The 17541-nt window shown below is 43.1% G+C and carries 20 protein-coding genes; 9 read left to right on the top strand and 11 right to left on the bottom strand.

The annotated features are described in order from the left end of the window. The first annotated feature begins 87 nt into the window (after positions 1-87). The 7 genes from NKMY2_RS05285 (at position 88) to NKMY2_RS05255 (ending at position 5846) form a co-directional block, all read left to right on the top strand. Positions 88-1269: a LeuA family protein gene (locus tag NKMY2_RS05285; RefSeq protein WP_042685551.1), complete on the top strand. Its 1182-nt coding sequence runs from the start codon at positions 88-90 to the stop codon at positions 1267-1269. Between the two features lie 3 nt (positions 1270-1272). Beyond that, positions 1273-1440, top strand: coding sequence for an alpha-aminoadipate/glutamate carrier protein LysW (gene lysW/argW, locus NKMY2_RS05280; protein ID WP_042685549.1), 168 nt, complete (start codon positions 1273-1275; stop codon positions 1438-1440). Further along, complete coding sequence (lysX, locus tag NKMY2_RS05275) at positions 1437-2282, top strand: lysine biosynthesis protein LysX (protein WP_042685904.1); 846 nt, start codon at positions 1437-1439, stop codon at positions 2280-2282. Before lysW/argW ends, lysX begins: the two co-directional genes overlap by 4 nt. Before the next feature lie 3 nt (positions 2283-2285). Next, a complete protein-coding gene (locus NKMY2_RS05270; RefSeq protein WP_042685546.1) occupies positions 2286-3416 on the top strand; it encodes a M20/M25/M40 family metallo-hydrolase in 1131 nt (376 codons plus the stop codon). Further along, complete coding sequence (gene dph5 / locus NKMY2_RS05265) at positions 3416-4456, top strand: diphthine synthase (protein ID WP_042685543.1); 1041 nt, start codon at positions 3416-3418, stop codon at positions 4454-4456. The genes NKMY2_RS05270 and dph5 overlap by 1 nt, the downstream gene beginning before the upstream one ends. 29 nt (positions 4457-4485) lie before the next feature. Further along, the gene (locus tag NKMY2_RS05260; RefSeq protein ID WP_042685540.1) at positions 4486-5109 is read left to right on the top strand and encodes an FAD synthase family protein; all 624 of its coding nucleotides are present in this window, start codon (positions 4486-4488) and stop codon (positions 5107-5109) included. Between the two features lie 92 nt (positions 5110-5201). After that, positions 5202-5846: a hypothetical protein gene (locus NKMY2_RS05255; RefSeq protein WP_042685538.1), complete on the top strand. Its 645-nt coding sequence runs from the start codon at positions 5202-5204 to the stop codon at positions 5844-5846. Positions 5847-5849: 3 nt separating this feature from the next. Here the strand turns inward: NKMY2_RS05255 and NKMY2_RS05250 are convergent, their stop codons facing one another. Together NKMY2_RS05250 and dnaG are read right to left on the bottom strand one after the other, a co-directional pair. Next, positions 5850-6527, bottom strand: a complete 678-nt coding sequence (locus tag NKMY2_RS05250; RefSeq protein WP_042685536.1) for a DUF120 domain-containing protein — start codon at positions 6525-6527, stop codon at positions 5850-5852. 8 nt (positions 6528-6535) lie between these two features. Next, positions 6536-7684, bottom strand: a complete 1149-nt coding sequence (gene dnaG, locus NKMY2_RS05245; RefSeq protein WP_042685534.1) for a DNA primase DnaG — start codon at positions 7682-7684, stop codon at positions 6536-6538. A 287-nt stretch (positions 7685-7971) separates the two neighbouring features. On the opposite strand from dnaG, the gene NKMY2_RS05240 reads away from it, so the two are divergent. Both NKMY2_RS05240 and hemA read left to right on the top strand, forming a co-directional pair. After that, positions 7972-8643, top strand: a complete 672-nt coding sequence (locus NKMY2_RS05240) for a hypothetical protein (protein WP_052347530.1) — start codon at positions 7972-7974, stop codon at positions 8641-8643. A gap of 13 nt (positions 8644-8656) precedes the next feature. Then, positions 8657-9919 carry a glutamyl-tRNA reductase gene (gene hemA / locus NKMY2_RS05235; protein ID WP_076613392.1) on the top strand — a complete coding sequence of 421 codons (1263 nt, stop codon included), beginning with the start codon at positions 8657-8659 and terminating at the stop codon, positions 9917-9919. Between the two features lie 44 nt (positions 9920-9963). Here the strand turns inward: hemA and NKMY2_RS05230 are convergent, their stop codons facing one another. From NKMY2_RS05230 to NKMY2_RS05190, 9 genes are all read right to left on the bottom strand, one after another. Further along, positions 9964-12195, bottom strand: a complete 2232-nt coding sequence (locus NKMY2_RS05230; RefSeq protein WP_042685531.1) for a hypothetical protein — start codon at positions 12193-12195, stop codon at positions 9964-9966. A gap of 28 nt (positions 12196-12223) precedes the next feature. Then, on the bottom strand, positions 12224-12646 hold the full coding sequence (locus tag NKMY2_RS05225; protein ID WP_042685528.1) for a hypothetical protein: 423 nt from the start codon (positions 12644-12646) through the stop codon (positions 12224-12226). A gap of 1 nt (position 12647) precedes the next feature. Then, positions 12648-13076 (bottom strand): hypothetical protein, encoded by a 429-nt coding sequence (locus NKMY2_RS05220; protein WP_042685525.1) that lies wholly within the window; start codon positions 13074-13076, stop codon positions 12648-12650. A 15-nt stretch (positions 13077-13091) separates the two neighbouring features. After that, positions 13092-14198, bottom strand: a complete 1107-nt coding sequence (locus NKMY2_RS05215; protein ID WP_042685522.1) for a hypothetical protein — start codon at positions 14196-14198, stop codon at positions 13092-13094. 108 nt (positions 14199-14306) lie between these two features. Beyond that, a complete protein-coding gene (gene erpA / locus NKMY2_RS05210) occupies positions 14307-14657 on the bottom strand; it encodes an iron-sulfur cluster insertion protein ErpA (RefSeq protein ID WP_042685519.1) in 351 nt (116 codons plus the stop codon). Between the two features lie 76 nt (positions 14658-14733). Beyond that, a complete protein-coding gene (locus NKMY2_RS05205) occupies positions 14734-15495 on the bottom strand; it encodes an enoyl-CoA hydratase/isomerase family protein (protein WP_042685516.1) in 762 nt (253 codons plus the stop codon). Between the two features lie 310 nt (positions 15496-15805). Continuing rightward, positions 15806-16045 carry an acetolactate decarboxylase gene (locus NKMY2_RS05200; protein WP_042685511.1) on the bottom strand — a complete coding sequence of 80 codons (240 nt, stop codon included), beginning with the start codon at positions 16043-16045 and terminating at the stop codon, positions 15806-15808. Positions 16046-16412: 367 nt separating this feature from the next. Continuing rightward, the gene (locus NKMY2_RS05195; RefSeq protein ID WP_238549776.1) at positions 16413-16859 is read right to left on the bottom strand and encodes a hypothetical protein; all 447 of its coding nucleotides are present in this window, start codon (positions 16857-16859) and stop codon (positions 16413-16415) included. Positions 16860-17107: 248 nt separating this feature from the next. Next, on the bottom strand, positions 17108-17401 hold the full coding sequence (locus NKMY2_RS05190; protein ID WP_238549775.1) for a winged helix-turn-helix domain-containing protein: 294 nt from the start codon (positions 17399-17401) through the stop codon (positions 17108-17110). Between the last annotated feature and the right edge of the window lie 140 nt (positions 17402-17541).

Here is a 17541-nt window from a genome sequence, read left to right as displayed (position 1 = left end):
GCCTAAAATCACACCAGTTTTCTCCGATTTAAGCCGCTTTTAGTACGATTATGTTTATAACTGGCATACGGTTAACCCGATTCTGCAATGAATGATCCGAATTACTACGCACACCTGTACAACGAGTACGACAAAAAGCCTAGGAAGATTCACGTACTTGACAGCACCCTAAGGGAGGGAGAGCAGCACCCAGGGGTGACGTTTACCAACAAACAGAGAATTCAGATTGCATGGATGCTTGATTATTTTGGAGTTGACCAAATTGAAATTTCACCAGTTGTATCAGAAGACCACTTTGTGGCAACAAAGACGATCATCAAGCAGGGTCTAAAGGCAGACATTGTTGCGCACGTAAGAGCCCTCAAGTCAGACGTAGATGTTGCGCTAAAATGCGACCCAAAATGGACTGCAACGTATCTTGGAATTTCAGATATTCACATGAAGGATAAGCTTCGAATCACGCGAGAGGAGGCAATGAGGCGGGCAGTAGAAACTGTAGAATATGCAAAGGCGCACGGACTCAAGATGAGATTCACAGTAGAAGATGGCAGTAGAGCTGATCCGGAATTCTTGTTAAAGATTTGCAAGGCAATTGAAGAGGCAGGAGTGGACAGGATTAGCCTGCCAGACACGGTTGGCGTGATGAGGCCAAAAGGCATGTTCAATTTTGTAAAAATGGTAAAAGAAAAGATCAAAGTTCCACTTGACGTTCACTGTCATAATGATATGGGTTTTGCAGTGGCAAACGCGTTTGCTGGAATAGATGCAGGAGCAGACCAGATTCACACAACAATTGATGGAATTGGCGAGAGAACGGGGATTCCGTCACTTGCCGAAGTCGGAGTCGCCATGACATACCTGTACAGATCTCCAAACGACTTTAGGCTAGACATGCTAAGTGATCTTTCAAAACTGATTGCAGATTACACCGGAATCCATCCGTATGATTCAAAGCCGCTCGTGGGTGCTTCGGCATACAAGCACAAGGCAGGAACCCATTTGGCGGCAATACTTAGGAATCCGGCGGCATACGAGCCGATCCCTCCAAGAGTGGTTGGAAACAGAAGGAGAATAGTATTTGGCGAGCTGGCAGGAAAGACAGGCTCTGCTTATCTAATGTCATTATTAGGGCTGGAGATGAATGACGAGCAGGCAAAGGCCGTTGCTGCAGGCCTTAAAAACCTCAGAATGGGAGACCTCTTGGAAATACCCCTAGATAGCAAGCTTGAAAGAAAGATAATTAATGACTCTAAAAGTATCAAGGAGTAGAACATGGCAAAATGCGCTGAATGCGATTCCAATATCACAGTTCCAAATGATGCCCTAGAAGGCGAGCTCGTTACTTGCCCAGATTGCGGTGCAAGTTATGAGATAACCAAATCTTCAAGTGGATTTGGGCTAAAGCCGGCCCAAAGCGTTGGAGAGGATTGGGGGCAGTGAGCCCCGGAATAACGGTCCTTTACGATACTATCCGTCTTGAAGAAAAAGCCCTCTCAGAAGCTGCAAAGAAAAAAGGCATCACAGTAGACATGGTAGATTGTAAAAACCTTGTTTTAGAACTAGACAAAAAAACACAATTTAAAACAGTTCTGCAACGATGCGTTAGCTATTACAGGAACTTGCATGCGACGGCAGCACTTGAGGGGATGGGTGCAAACGTGATAAACTCGTTGCACACCGGAATATACGCCGGAAACAAGCTGTTCACACACATGATTTTGCAAGAGCATGGAATTCCAACGCCGTTTGCAACAGTTGCATTTTCAAAAGATGCGGCACTTGGGGCACTAGACAAACTTGGGTATCCCAAGGTAATCAAACCGACAGTAGGGAGCTGGGGCAGGATGGTCTCAAAGCTAAACAACAAAGAATCAGCAGAGGGAATAATAGAAGAACGGGAGAAAATGTATCCAATATACCAGATTCATTATTTAGAAGAATTTGTGGAAAGGCCTCCACGCGACATACGGGCAATAGTAATCGGCGACAAGGTAGTGGGTGCCATATACAGAAACTCATCTGAGGGAAACTGGAAGACGAACACGCACCTTGGCGGAACGGCAGAAGTTTGCGAGGTTACAAAAGAACTGGAAGACATTTGCGTCGATGCGACAAGGGCAGTAATGGGCGAAATAGTAGGAGTCGACCTAATGGAAAGCAAAGAAAAGGGGCTAGTAGTTCACGAAATTAACAACACCACTGAATACAGAAATGTCGCGCGGGTTACAGGCAAGGACATTGCAGGGCTGATTCTAGAATACGCAGTAAATGCAGGAAAGTAAAAAATGGATTCTTCTTTTACCATAACGCCGCGATTTTCAATTAAGCTGTTAGAGAAGGCACTCAGGCTTTACACGCCATCGCTTTCGGAGAGGCCGATGGCAGAATTTCTTGCAGACAAGTGCGACGATCTCGGATTTGAGAACGTGCGCATAGACGAGGTAGGGAATTTGATTGCTACAATCGGCTCCGGCTCCCCAAGAGTACTCTTGTGCGGACATATGGATACGGTGCCAGGCAAAGTCAAGGTAAGAAAGGAGGGAGACTACCTGTACGGCAGAGGGGCGTCGGATGCAAAGGCGCCACTCATGGCAATGCTACTTGCAGCGTCAACAGTTCATAGAAACAACGGGACAATAATTTTTGTCGGAGCAGTAGACGAAGAAGGAAATGCAACTGGAATCAAGAACTTGGCAAAGCAAAAACTAGATATCGATTACGCCATATTTGGAGAGCCGAGCGGAATAACACAGGTCACAATAGCATACAAGGGAAGAATCGCGATAAACCTCAAGGTAAACGTGGGAGACAGCGCACATGCAAGCGCGCCATGGCTTGCAAAAAACGCAATTGAAGAGTCCATGAAATTCACGTACGAGTTAAAACAGTCGCTAGAGGAAAACCAGGAGGGAAAGTCAAAGGGAATGATTCTCACCGCAACGATGACTGAAATCAAGGGAGGAGACTCGCACAACGTAACCCCAAAGGAATGCGACACAATAATGGACATTCGAATTCCAGTTACAATGAACTGTAAAATGGTTGGGGAAAAAATCTCAGCAAAGGTAAGCGAAATTTCAAAGAGACTCGGAGTCGACGCGTTTTATTCGGTATTAGATGAGACAGAACCGTTTGAGGCCCCTATGGACTCACCACTTGTCAGGGCATTTACGCTAGGAGTAATGGACGTAGAGCGCAAAAGACCGGCACTGATCAGAAAGACTGGAACGGGGGACATGAACATAATTGGAACGTTGTGGAACATTCCTGTTGTGACGTATGGCCCAGGCGATCCTCATGCGTCCCATACCATAGACGAGAGAGTATCAATGAACGAGTATTTGCGCGGAATCGAGGTCTTGAGAAATACACTTCAACACCTAAAAAGACTTCACGATAACAAAAAAGCGCCATAATGCTCTGGTTTGTAGGTCTTGGCATAAGCGGACCAGACTCATTGTCAGACAAGACAAAAAAAATAATTTCAGACGCAGACGTCGTGTATTTTGAACAGTTTACAAGCCCGATGAAAAACGATGAATCTCAAAAAATCAAAGAAATTACAAGAGGGGAGTTCAAGTTTGCCCCACGTTGGCTCGTAGAAGACGGAAAAGAGATACTGGACAATTCCAAGATAAAAAACGTCGTCATGGTGTCATACGGCGATCCGTACATTGCTACAACCCATATCGAGCTAAGAACCAGGGCAGTTCAAGAAAAAATTCAGACAGATACGGTTCATGCGTCGTCTGCCATAACATCACTTGTTGGCGAATGCGGCCTCCACTACTACAAAGTCGGAAGGACGGTTACAATCATGAGTGGAATTCCATCAAGCACTGCATACTATACAATTTATGAGAACCTAAGGGTGGGAAACCACACTGTCGTTCTCTTGGAGTACAATCAAAACGAGAATTTCTTTTTGAATCCAAAGGATGCAATACAAAGCCTGCTTGACTCAGAAAAAGAACAGGTACGGAAAGTGATTTCTGACTCTACATACGGAATAATTGCATCAAGAATTGGCCAGCAGGACCAGAAGATCACATCTGGGAGTTTTGCTTCCTTGAAAAACATGGATTTTGGAAATCCCCCACACACAATAGTGATTCCAGGAACGCTCCACTTTACAGAATCAGACGCGCTAAGTGCCCTGGCAGAGTGCGTTGACAAGCCAGACGACAATTCGTCAAAGATAGAAAGGATCGCATCGCAGATGATGAGAAAATACATCCCGATGGTTCGACGTGCGCTGGAGCAGGTCATACCGTACTACAAGGATGCAAAAGAGTTTCACAGTGTACTTGAGAATGCAGAACTGTACATCAGGGACGCAGAGCTGTTTTTCGAGCAGGGCAAAGACGAATTGGCAATACTTAGCATAGGATATGCCGACGGACTGGTGGATGCCTTGCGAATAGCAAAGGGGCTAGAGCCTGAGCCTAACCCATAGATCAAATTAAAAACGGCAGGTGCATAGGTATGGAGTTGGACATAATAGATAAAAAAATACTAGGCGCGTTTTACGTTTCATCGATCACCAAAGAGCCACCGCTTGAGCTGTGCGTCAAAAAAACCGCATTGTCAGAAGAATACATCAATGAAAGGATTTCAAAGATGGTAAAAAACGGAACCATATCTGATGACAAAACATCGCTTACAGAGTTTGGCAGAACTGCAATACGGGTTGTTCTTGCAGGCGGAGTCTTTGACATCATTCACCCAGGCCACATCCACACACTAAATGCGGGAAAGGCGCTCGGCGATGTTCTTGTGGTCGTAGTGGCAACAGATAACACTGCAGTTAAAATGAAAAAAAGAAAACCGCTGCACCCAGAGGGTCAGCGACAGGAGTTGATAAGCTCACTTGTAATGGTCGACTTGTGCCTTGTCGGAAGCGAGGGAGACATTTTCAAGACGGTAGACACAGTAAGGCCAGATATCATTGCCTTAGGATATGACCAGGTTCACCAAGAAAAATTCATAGTTGATGGGTGTAAAAGCCTAAAACTAGATGTCAAGGTGGCAAGACTACAGTCCCCAATTCCAGAGATCTCAAGCTCCAAAATAGAAAAAGAATACGGGGAAGCGATTCACGGCTTGTAATGCCTGTAGGACCATCATGCAATACGCTCAGAATCTTTTACGTCTCAAACAAACAGACACAACTCTATGTATTCTCAGATTCTTGATAACTTGTGGCTCGCAAGTACATTGAGCGTAACGACCGTCTGCAGGATAGCGTTGATCAGTCAAAACGTTCTGCTGGAGAAAAAATCGACGTACAGGATGCAACCGATGTTCAAAGCCGCAGCATAACATTTGCAAAGTATCAAAGGCCGCGCACCCCGACTGAGGCCACACAGGTAATGGCAAAAGAACTAACAAGCACGGTACAAGATACAGGCCAGTACATTGAGGAGGTCAAGACCCACATGGGCAAGCAAATGTCAACAATCAACAAAATCAAAGCGCAAAAGGAAGAGTTTGACAGAGAGTTGGAATTATTGCAGTTTGGAAACCAGACGCCCAAGGCAGATTCGCACGTCGACGAGATGAAGAAAATTCGCGGCGAACTAGTTGAGAAGAAAAGATTCGAAGAGGCAAACCTTGAACGACTGAGTAACCACATCATGATAACGAAAAAACAAGTTGATCAGTACCAGATCTTAATTGATGAGGTCGACAACAAGATAAAAAAAACGCAGTCCCCGCAGCCAAAATTGACAGATACGGACAAACAACTCATTGCAAAAATTTTGTCATCAACTGGAAAACAAAATGATGCCGAATTTTCACGGACACTGCAACAGCTTGCAGCAAGCCTTGCGCAGCAGGTTTGATCCCTAAAGCGGAATTTTTATAGAGACTTCAGAGCCGTTTTCCAGATTTGCCTTTTTGCGCATTTCAGTTTCAGATATCAGTTCAATTATGGAATAGTCATGATGCGTCCTTTCAAGCAGTATTAGCTCGCATGGAATTTTGCCGTTTAGATTGCACTTGAAGCACTTGACCCAACCATATGTCCTCTTGCCGTCTGAAAACCCATCTATTTTTACGCCATCACTTGCGGCAATCTGCTTTAATGCTTCGACATACTCTTTTTTTTCCAATTTGACATTCATTGTTCCAGGAAACGGAACGTAGCCAATCTTTGATTTGAATTGCTTTGTGTATCCTTTAAGCGACATATAGTATGCCCCCTCGCCCATCCCAGAAACAAGCGTGCCCCTCAATTCAATAAACGACGGGACGGATTCAAGACTTGTCTTTAGCAGGTTAAACAGGTTCACTATTTGATCATAACCTTTTGGGGTGAGCTTGATTGAGATCTTTCTTCCGCTCATTATTCGCTCAATGAATCCGCTCTGTTCTAATTCCAAAAGATGCATTGACGCTGCCTGTTGTGAGCGCTTGATGTTTTTGCCAAGCGACGACGTAGTGATTGAAATAAAATTATTTTTCGCTCCTTTTGACAGAAGCTCAGTTAGTGTTATGAGGTGCTGAATTTTTAGCTCAGACATTGAGCAGTTTATGCTACGCCAAGATCAGTAAATGTTTTGAGCGTAATACCGTCACGTTTTGTCAGGTTTGCTATTCGGTGTCCTATCACACACTCAATTCCTGCCTGCTTTGCTCCGTCAACTAGTCTCTGCGTCACTATTCCATCAAGTATCAGGTATTTGATTCCAGACTGGGTTGAGAGTTTTGATACGAGTTCGCTTATCGGTACTTTGAAGACCTCGTTTTTGTTCGCATCAAGGCCTATTGCCTCAAGTGTCTCGTTTATGTTTGCAAATGTTTTTTCTGCAAGTTCGGCCATTGGTTTGTCATTTTGGTCCGAAAGCACAGGCTTTGGTTTTGGATTGTTCATTTCCTCTATGGTGTCTTTTAGTATGTCCGCAATTTGTTGTGGGGTACATTCTTCTACTTCTACTCCCTCTGGTGCACGATGAACAACGTCGATGTCAACTAAGCTTTTGAGTTCTTTTAGTATGAATCCGCCTGCCCTGTCGCCATCCAAGAATGCAACCACCTTGTCTTTTGCATCGCACAACTCCTTGATTGATTCGTCAATTCTTGCACCGTCAATGGATAATGCGTTGTCAATTCCTGCCCGCAGGAGGTTAATCACATCTGCACGGCCCTCAACTAGAATTATCCAAGGCGAGTCAAATATTCCAACGCCGCAAGGGAGCTTTCCCTTCCCAAAGGTGGTAAGTTTGCTTGCAGTAGACGTTCCCTCATGGATGTCCTTTAGCATTGTTTCCCCTTCGCTGATTGTCTTAGTAGCCCATTTTTGCTTGATTTCTTTGGCTCTCTTTATGATATCGTCTTTTTTTGTCGCACGTACGTCGTCAATTGCATTAAGTTTGAATTTACAGTCAAATGGGCCAACCTTGTCAATGCTTTCAATGGCTGCAGATATGAGTGAGGCAGTATCGATGTCAGTACTCATAGGTATGAGTGCCTCTCCAGAAGTGGTATTTGTCGTAGCATTGGTAGTAACTTCTATTCTTCCTACTTTGGATACTCGTTGCAGCTCATTCAGGTTCATCTCCGGGCCAAGCAGTCCTTCTGTCTGCCCGAAAATTGCGCCGATTATGTCTGCGCGTTCAACGAGTCCATCAACATCAAAGGATAGCTTAACGTGATACTTGACAATTCCTGATGGTGGCAAACGAAAATAGACCTCCTAATAATCAATGCTTTATTTTTTCACATCATAGATATAAGTGCTATTAATTTTGGCACTGTTAACTTGGCGCGCCCGATCGTGAAAACAAAGGGCGCCGCCAACGGCAGAAGGTCTTGAGATTGCCTGCAAATTTTTTATTCTGATGACTTTGGTCAGGATACCACAAACGACAAACGGGAGGTTGGAACGGTGTGAAACCCCGGGATCCGATTTAGATCCCAAAACACATCATAAAAACTTAAAATTTAACCCTAAATGATGTAATTGCGTTGTCTGACGAAAAGCCTCAGGATCCGCCCAAAACCAAACAAGGATGGACAGCATCAGAAGCGGCGGAACTAGCAGAGGCGGCGGCAAGAACTGCGGCGGCAAGATTAGCTGCATCAAAAGCAGCTGCAGAGGCGGCAGAAAAAGAGTATGAAAAGGCTGCAGAGGCGGCGGCAAAGGCGGCGGCAGAGGCAGAAAAAGAGTACGAGGCAGAAGCGGCAAAGGCGGCGGCAAAAATAGCTGCAGAGGCAGGCGCTTCGTTTACAGACAACCGCAAACAAGAGCGAATATTTAGACGCGAGATGGGCGAGCCGGAGTTTTTCCACACCAAAAAAGACCTAGTCCCAACAAGGCCAGTACTAACAGAGGAGGAGCAAGAAGAAATTTCAAGAAAGGTAGAGATCCCAACAGATCAGGTACCACCATACAGGCCAAAACACATACTCAGTCCGGAATTTGGCGGGACGTCCAATTATGAGTCAGGCATAACAGAACTAGTAGCAGAGACCACACAAAGACTAGACCGATTAAAAAACGATCCCCACGCAAATGCAGAGGACGTTGTCCAGGCCGAGCAAGATCTCAAGTATTTGGATTCACTGTATCAAAACTTTTACTTTGGCATGAATGTTTTTCGCACAGCAAAGGGTGGAAGAGATAAACTTCGAGAATAAATGGTGACATCAGATGAGCGAGAATAATTTTAACATTGTCAATATCAGGGTCACTTTCAGAAATATCCCAATTCACAAGCTGGAAAGATTTTCATTCAAGGATGTTGCAGCTGCAAGCGAGTCTTTTAAGAAGATCCCCGGCATTTCAGAGTGCGTAATAGTTCAGACTGCCAGCAGGGTTGAGATATTCACAGTGAGCAACGCAAAGAAAGAAGAAGCTCCAGATGCAAGAAGAGACGAGGGAAAAAATCTCACCATTAACAAAATCAAAGAAACTTGGGCATCACTTACAGAACTAGACGAATATGACAGGGGCCACTTTGATCAAATTCTCGAAGTGTACGACGGCAAGGATGTCTATCTCCATTTGCTACGACTGGCGTCAGGCCTGGAATCAATAGTTGTAGGAAATGAAAGCGTCATGGACGACATAAAAGCTGCAATTGCAAACGCAAAATCCTCAAAAGCATCAGGTAGAATTTTGAACCAATTATTTGATAGTATTATACGAATTGCAACTCGCATTAGAAATGCTACTGAAATCAGCAAAGGGGTGACATCGATTGGTGATATTGCCGTCAAAATTGCGCAGGAAAACGCGGGTTTGGACGGAAAGCAGCACGTCCTACTCATAGGCACTGGTGAAACAGCAGCCATGGTTGCAAAATCTCTCAATAAAAAAGGCTACGCGTTTGACATTTCCAGCATGATAATTGAGCGTGCCAATGGTTTTTCAAAAATACTTGGCGGTAAGCCAGTAAAATTCGAAGATGTTCTAAAAGGATTTGATAAATTCGACATCATATTTGTTGCAACCACTGCAGATTACTTTGTAATAAATCACGACAAAATAAGAATAGTCATGGAAAACAAAAAGAAGGGAACCATGATACTTGACATATCAGACCCCAGAACTGTAGACGAGACGGTATCTACGCTTCCTGGGATCAAATTGATGTTCAGGGATCAAATCACAGAGATGGATGAAAGAAATCTCAAGGCAAGAGATGACAAAATTATCGCAGTGGAAAAACTAATCAGCAAAGAAATCCCAATCATCGAGGCAACAATGAGACGACTTGATCCAGAACCCCTAGTCAAAGACATATTTGCCAGCGTTGACTCGCTAAGGAAAAAAGAGCTAGAAAAGGCACTGCAAATGCTAGGCGAAACAGATGAGAAGAAAATCAAAATCATTGATGATCTGACAAAGGCAGTTGTGGAAAACATCATCTCCATACCGGCAGGCAGTTCAAAAAAAGCAGAGAAAGCATAGAGTAAAACACGGCAAGATTCCAAGCAAGAAAATCAGTGACACAATTAGGAAATTTGATTTTTGTTCCCAAGTCCCACATAGCCTAGGATTTGTTCACTAAATTTCCAAGCCACAAAGCCAGTTGCCGCAACAAACATGCCAATGTAGATTATTGGCCAGTGAATCTCTTCACTTTGGATTACTTGGAATTTCTCCAGTTGGTTTGAGGCACGACCGCCCCAGACATTCCAAGCCTCGATTTGCAGATTTTGGTTTGCAAAAACAGCGGTGGTGCAGCCACCAGTACAGTCTTGCTTTAGTTCATTCCCGTTGACTGTAATTTTTACAATGTCTCCAAATTTAGGATCAGGGATAATTCTTACAAATCCAAGCGATTCAGTCACGTTTAACACATTATCTGAATCAAGGTTTACGGTGTGTACGAATGGAAACAAAAAGTTCACAAGCCTGTTTATGGTCCTGTTTTTTTCCCCGACAGACATGGTTATTTCAAATGGCGACAGAGCCGCATAGATTTCGTTAAGGTGCAGGTCCAACGTGTCGTTAACTAGCATCCTGTAAAACGGCGGGAACCAGACAGACGTGAGCAGTGTTCTCAAATTGAGTAATCCGGTTCCATTTCCTTCGTTTTTCCTACCATACATATCATCTACGACAATATTTGCTATCTCTTTTTTGTAGCCATCGTGAACTATTTTCTCGCACACATAGTCCTGCAGATATCCCGCTCCACGCGAAATATCCGGAGCCATTTTGACAGAAACAGGATAGTCAGTCACAGAGCCATCGGAATGATATGTTAGGATTTTTACAGGATTGTTGAATTTCACATCTGGGTAAACGTAGCGATATTCTGTAAGGTTTTTGATTACAAATCCTGCAAAACTTGCAGACTGCAAAACATTATCAATTGTTGCATTGACGTATCTTTTTTGCAGCATCGTTCCCGTGATTGGCCAGTCAAATGAAATTTTTCCATATCCGGACTTGGTAAACATGGCAGTGTTCTTTTTGGCCTCAAATGAGCTTGGATCTATCGTTACGTCTTGGCATTGTTTTGCTTGTTCAATGCGAATCGGACTTGCAGAGTCCCAAGAAAAGACCCGGTCCAGTTTTCTTGTTTCAATAGGATTTAGTGCAAAGCCAGACGCGTCGTACCGGTTAATCTTACTTCGCCTAGTCTCATACAGGCCTGGAGGATCATCTTGCCCGCCTCCATTTGATCCCTTGTATTCCAGGGCAACGCCCTGCCGGTTTCCCCAGCTCCACCAGTATTCGTCTTTCAGTACAAGGTACGGATATTTTTCATAAACGGGATCATATGTTACGACGAGCAGTTGAGTTTTGTTTTCGTCTTTGTGCACTAGCCTGCCTAAATTGAAGAGCTCAACTTGGTACGTCAGCAGATGCCTCCTAATGTCATCTTGTGTAGAATTGTAAATTGTTGATCCGCTGCCATATTCGTACACTCGAAACCAAGGCTCAAAGCCCTTATGGAACAGAGTGTTCTCGCAGGACTTTGATTCACACTGGTATTCTTTTTCCAAAGTCAAATCATGTGTTTTGGTCACTTTGACAGACAGTGTCCCAACCCTGTCATTTTTCCAAGGATAGACGGGGTTGTGAACTATGTTGATTGCGTCCCACACATAGTAGGTACGGTCCAAATTGCCAGACTTGTAGCCGTCTGCGTCATTTAGGTATTCTTGTGCGATGTTTACGTCGATTTTTGGTTTTATTACACTCGGGGCAAACTGTCCAACGGTAGAAATCGTGCGCCAGCCGCATACCCATTTGGTGCCTTTTTTCACTTTTACCAGATGGCATTCCCATCGTTTGGCATCGACTTGGAGTTTGATCAAATGATCAGATGCGTTCCAGTCAGGAGTGATCTCGGCGTTACCCGAAGCAGATGATTTGCCGCAGGACGAGACGCCGGCAATTTGAATAAAAACGACGGGGCATTTTGGAAGCGGTCCCTGACACCCTGAGCTTCCAGTTATCCCATAGGTAAACGAGTAGCCAAACCCATCACCCGGATAAAATGTCTTATCAGGATTGACCCTCTGAGAGCCGGCAGCATATGCCTTAGTTATGGCAGTATGAATCCAAACCTTGCACGACGCAATGAAGCTTTTCGAAGTGCTTGACCCTGACCCTCCGGCAGACGCATATGAGCTGAAAAGAACGTCAGAGTCAGCGTCTGATTTTTCAAAAGGAATCACCAGTCCTACAAACATAATCAAAACGGACACCGAGGCAAGAATTTTTGCCATATCTTAAAAATTGGGTTCGTTAAAAAGGTCAGATTGTAATTTTGAGTATGTTTTTTGTATCGGTGATTATCTGGACAGTTTGCCCGCCTTTTTGGAGTTGCAGCGCAAGTATTTTGTTTCTAATTATTTTGCCATCCTGATTTACCCCGCTTGAATCTACAAGTGTGTACGGTGCGCCTGTTCCATCCACTAAAACATCAGTAATGATTATGTCTTTGAGGCCATAGTTTAGCAATTCAATTGTGATTGTGTCCCCCGCTGATTTTTTTGAGATTATGCTCAAGAGTTCCTGAACTTGCCTTCCCTTTAACTCCAAGGCATCTGCCACCGAATGCTGAGTCTCGGCGGTTTTCTTTGATGCGCCGCTTATGGCCAAAAAAGATGCCGTGGCAACAACTGCAATCAGAAGAGTTGCCGCTATCACCTCACTTACGGCTCGTCTTTTTGCCATGCTAGCCTCTTGCAGTAACCGTGTCTGCCCAGTGAAACTGGGATCCGGATTTTGTAGTAGCGTCCACATGCAGAACATATTTTTTGCCAGGGATGACAGAAACGCCAGTCACAAGATAGCTGCTCCACTGTTGTCCTGGATTCAGGCCTTCGTTGCTGCTCATGCTCTGAGAGTTTCCATCATCGTCAAGAAATCCAACAGATACAAAATTCAGACTAGTTGTGCCTGAGTTTTTTATGGCGGTTGCAAAGTACGCCTTGTTTGCAACATTCATGTTAACAAGTGTGGCATCAATCAGATCCACCTTTGTTATGATACTTGCAATTTCGTTTTGTTTGAGCATTGCAGAGCCGGCGGCGACAGACCCAGTAATGGCAACTCCTATCAAAACTATGGACGCAATTGCTGGGCTGATTGTGCGTCTTTTCATGATGTGGGCCCCACATCAAGGCAGCACGGAGTCAAGTTGGTTTTTTACACGGTGCGTTGTGTTTGTCAGCAATTCTATGAATTTGTCAAAACTTGTAATGATTTTCTCGTAGTCTTTGCCATAAAGATCCTTAAGGACTTGGTCAGTCGTAGAATTTTTTAATTCGTCACGAAAATTTGTTTCGTCAAAATACTCGGTTTCAATGCCAGAATAATTACCGGAAGAATTAGTGAGATCATCTAGCAGTTGGTATTTCTCATTGCCCGAGGGATCGGTGTCTTTACTTGCAGCGTTATCCAGTCCAGTAAGATTTACGAGAAGATCCGTTTCTGGCGGCAAGTTTGGTGCCGGCGACTTGCCAGGAGACATAGGGATTGAATACGCATATGTGATCGGTATTTGAGGGGTGCAATTTTCAACACCATTAGCATATCTTATCAGCTCAAACGTCATTGCCAGGGGCACGTCTTTGAAGGCTGAGACTGGCTTGTAGATCACGGCTTTAATTGGCATTGGGAAGCCATCTTTGATTTGCAAGAAGCTGTCTTTGATAAGCGAGTATCCAATTTTGTATGTGGGCAAGACTTCTTGTCCTATTTGCACAGAATCTGCTTGCATGACGGTTAGTTTTGTTTCAGGAACAGTATCGGATGCAATCACGCCCCATGACTTGCCTATCACAAGTGGCTGGGGCTTGTGATTTGGCGCAAATTTCATCGCCCACTCCAATGTTCGCTCAAGAGAATCGGCATATGGAATGCTTGAGCCGTCAGTGATCATTTCAAACGATGAATCTGAGACTTGTAAAATAAAATCCACGCTCCTAGTACGGTGATCAGCATGTGCAGACATGATCCAGGTGTTTCCCTGCGGGCCAGGCAAGAGAGCGACAACATCAAGCGCCATCACATAGCAGACATCTGGAGATTCGGGAATTCTCAGGAGAGAGTCACATATTTTGTATTCAAAATAATCACCAGGTTTGAGGCCTTCGCCGAAATTCCAAGAGGGTTGCTTTTCTTTTCCAACCATCTCCACAGAACCTACGCCTTGGAACGATGCCAGGGCTAGAACTCCAGTGATGAAAACCGCGACAGTAAAAGGTGCTACATTACTTTTCACAGAGTAAAAGAAAATTTACTTTTTAAGACAGTTTTTCATTGTAGCAACAGATCAGTTGTCCATAGCGTGCGCTAGAAACAAAATTGAAAAATGATAAAAATTGAAGATTTATTCTGTGTTAAAAGAGTGACCACATGAGCATGATTTTGTGACATTTGGATTGTTTATTTTAAATCCAGATCCCATCAGGCTTTCAATATAGTCAATATTTGCTCCTTGCAGATGTTCTTGACTGTAGCTGTCTACTAGAAGTTTTACACCAGACTCCTCAATTATGGTGTCGTCCTCTTCTGGCTTGGCTTCAAATCCCATGCCATACGAGAGTCCTGAGCATCCTCCGCCTTGAACATAGACTCTTAGGAATTGTGGCTTTTCTGCCTCTTCTTTCATGAATTCTAAGATTTTTTCTGCGGCTTTTGGCGTGACAGTTACAAGCTTTTGTGTTTGTTCAGTTGCCATGATGCTAGTGTTGCTCCAAATTATAATAAGCTTTTGACACCATACCAAGTAGGAATAAAAAGAAATTAGGTTTAGCTTATTTTTTTGACTTGTTTACAAAAGCAGTCATTCGCTCTGCCCTGTCAGGATCTGTAAAGCAGTTTCTCCAAGCCAAAAGCTCGATGCCAAGACCAGTATCCAAGTCTGCATTCCGTCCTTTGTTGATTGCTATTTTTGACATTCTTACGCCGGAAACAGAGTTTGCCGCAATTTGCTGTGCCATCTTTGTTGTTTCTTCCATCAGAGATGCAAGCGGAACTACGTGATTTACAAGTCCGATTTCTTTTGCCTCGTCTGCCTTGATCATTTTTCCAGTATACACAAGCTCCTTTGCTTTTGCAATCCCGACGATTCTCATCAGTCGCTGGGTTCCCCCCCATCCAGGTGGAATGCCAATAGTAACTTCTGGCTGCCCAAGCTTTGCAGTGTCTGCAGCAATTCGGATGTCGCATGACATCGCAAGCTCGCATCCACCTCCAAGCGCAAATCCATTTACGGCTGCAATCGTAGGCTTGCTCACGTTTTCAACCGTTGCAGTTACCAGCTGCCCAAGCTTTGCATATTCGACTGACTCGTCTGCAGTAATCTTTGACATGTATTCAATGTCTGCACCTGCGGAGAATGCTTTTTCACCTTCACCGGTCAGTATTATCACCTTGACTTCTGAGTCGGTGTCCAATTGCGTAAAGACTTGGACTAGTTCTTTTGCAACATCCATGTTCATTGCGTTTAGCTTGTCTGGCCTGTTGATCTTTACAGTACAGATTCCGTTAGATTTTGATGTCGTAACTAAAGCCATGTATTGGATCCGACTTTATCGTTGAAATAAATGTTGTCCAGATTATGTAACTTGGCAGGATCAAAGGAACTCAAAACATCGAAGTGGTTTTGGGCTTTTTGTTCGTAGATTTCAATCTCACGTATATAGATTCATCAAATCCAAGTTTCACATCAATGCCATCCAAAATGATTTCAAGGCACAGTATTTTCCCGTATACATATCAAATCCAATCCTAATGGTTTTGCAAAATGCCAATACACAGCAATCCAATTAGAATGAAAGATGGGTTTTTCAGCCTAAAGCGGCCGCATTTGGCAGCAAACAAGTTTCACTGAACGATTTGAATTTCGTTGATTTTGGAGGTTTGGACAGTTCCATTTGTAATTCTCATACCGATTAGGTGTACTCCAAAATCCAGGTCATCGGCAATAAAGTGAAAGCGATATTTTGTCACGTTGATCACTCTCACATAATCAGGAAAGTAAAAACCGACAAGGGTGCCCTTGATATTTGAAGAATTAAACAATGTCTGATTTTCGACAACATCTGACAACGGAACATCAAGCATAGAATTAAAGAATTTCCAGGGGCAAATCAGGCTTGCTACAGAATTTTTTAGCTAGACTTTGTTTCAATAATAAAAACAGATTATTTTCTTAAGAAACTAATCTTTATTCGGTTGAGCCCCATTCAGAGGGAGTATGCCCAGAATTTTGCTCAGATAACATGCCCCATTTGAATTTTGGAAATTTTGTTTGTATTTCCACAGTCACAGATATGATTTTTGCCAAGTAAAGACTTGCTTGTTCAACTTGAAATCAACATTATTTGAATCCATTTGAATTGAACTAGTTACTCATCTCAACATAAGAAGCCGGCAAACCATAGCCTTGAGAAATTTTAGTGGTGATTTGTTTGGCCTTTAAAAGACATATTCATTTCCTTAACTTTTCGAATCTTTTGTTGTATTCTTCTTGATACTTCAGGATTAATCCATGATTGGTTTTGTCGTCGTATTTTGCTTCTTGATATTTGAATTCTTTTTGTAATTCACTTTCGATTTCTTTTCTTATTTTAGTTACCTGCAATATTGCATCGTTTTTTGCCTCGTTTTCATTTTTTCCTTTTACGGTAAAGACTTTATTCTGAAAACGTTTGATTATTTTGATCCTAGCTTTTCTAGTAATTTCTTCTGCCAGATCAAAATGTCCTTGTTCGTGTTTTAAAAGCAATATGCGGTTTTTATCACTAATGTTTTTCATTACCCAGGAGAATTCAGGGATAAAAATTGCACGAAGCTTCATATCTCTAATCTTAAATTTGAATTTGTTTCCAGTCACAACATGCTCAATAAGTGGCTTTGATTCAAATCCTATTGCCAAGCTAGCTGATGCCGCATCTTCCAGATCAGGTTTTTTTTTGAAATCACTCCATTTTAAGAGTCGAGTCGTATTCCAAATAATTACCGAGGGTTCCGGATTTTCAGATGTGTTACTGACGAAGGTTTGCATATAATCACCATTCGATAGTGTATTGCCGGCAAGACTATTAAGCCGCGCTTACGTTTGAGTTATTTTCATTGACAAATGTGTTAGTATCACTGACAAGTTTGTCAGTGTTATGGGCCGCATCAGATAATTTTTGAAATTGTTGACGCAAATTTCTTGCCATCTGCAGTCAAGGCAACATTAATTTTGTTATTTTCAATTGTTGATTCGGCAAGGCCTTTTTTCTCTAGCCAAACAATATGCTTTGCAAGTCTTGCATAATTTAGATTGGCATCAAGTGATAACTGGGTCTTGCCTTCAGCGCCTTTTTCTATCATGGTTTTCATGATGCGTGACAGAGTTTTCATGCTTGGATCAAAATTAGGCTCTAATTTTTTGTGTTTTATGATTTCAATTACCTTAGTATTAAGTGCCAAGTTCAATACTTGTACGGGACGATTACATATAAGGTATCACAATCAAAATGCAAACCACGTTTTACATGAAATATTCTCATCAAATCATCATTACTGTAGCTTTGAACCAGGTAAGGTTTGGATTAACAGATTAAGCGGGC

Origin of the sequence: Candidatus Nitrosotenuis chungbukensis (assembly GCF_000685395.1) — an archaeon.
Classification (GTDB): Archaea; Thermoproteota; Nitrososphaeria; order Nitrososphaerales; family Nitrosopumilaceae; genus Nitrosotenuis; species Nitrosotenuis chungbukensis.
The sequence above is the reverse complement of the archived record's forward strand: the minus strand, read 5'-3'. Positions and strand labels throughout refer to the sequence as shown.

Bases quoted from the DNA above. Each gene is read 5' to 3' on its own strand.
- NKMY2_RS05285 (WP_042685551.1), top strand. From the start codon at position 88: ATGAATGATCCGAATTACTACGCACACCTGTACAACGAGTACGACAAA.
- lysW/argW (WP_042685549.1), top strand. From the start codon at position 1,273: ATGGCAAAATGCGCTGAATGCGATTCCAATATCACAGTTCCAAATGAT.
- NKMY2_RS05270 (WP_042685546.1), top strand. From the start codon at position 2,286: ATGGATTCTTCTTTTACCATAACGCCGCGATTTTCAATTAAGCTGTTA.
- dph5 (WP_042685543.1), top strand. From the start codon at position 3,416: ATGCTCTGGTTTGTAGGTCTTGGCATAAGCGGACCAGACTCATTGTCA.
- NKMY2_RS05260 (WP_042685540.1), top strand. From the start codon at position 4,486: ATGGAGTTGGACATAATAGATAAAAAAATACTAGGCGCGTTTTACGTT.
- NKMY2_RS05250 (WP_042685536.1), bottom strand. From the start codon at position 6,527: ATGTCTGAGCTAAAAATTCAGCACCTCATAACACTAACTGAGCTTCTG.
- hemA (WP_076613392.1), top strand. From the start codon at position 8,657: ATGAGCGAGAATAATTTTAACATTGTCAATATCAGGGTCACTTTCAGA.
- NKMY2_RS05230 (WP_042685531.1), bottom strand. From the start codon at position 12,195: ATGGCAAAAATTCTTGCCTCGGTGTCCGTTTTGATTATGTTTGTAGGA.
- NKMY2_RS05225 (WP_042685528.1), bottom strand. From the start codon at position 12,646: ATGGCAAAAAGACGAGCCGTAAGTGAGGTGATAGCGGCAACTCTTCTG.
- NKMY2_RS05220 (WP_042685525.1), bottom strand. From the start codon at position 13,076: ATGAAAAGACGCACAATCAGCCCAGCAATTGCGTCCATAGTTTTGATA.
- erpA (WP_042685519.1), bottom strand. From the start codon at position 14,657: ATGGCAACTGAACAAACACAAAAGCTTGTAACTGTCACGCCAAAAGCC.
- NKMY2_RS05205 (WP_042685516.1), bottom strand. From the start codon at position 15,495: ATGGCTTTAGTTACGACATCAAAATCTAACGGAATCTGTACTGTAAAG.
- NKMY2_RS05200 (WP_042685511.1), bottom strand. From the start codon at position 16,045: ATGCTTGATGTTCCGTTGTCAGATGTTGTCGAAAATCAGACATTGTTT.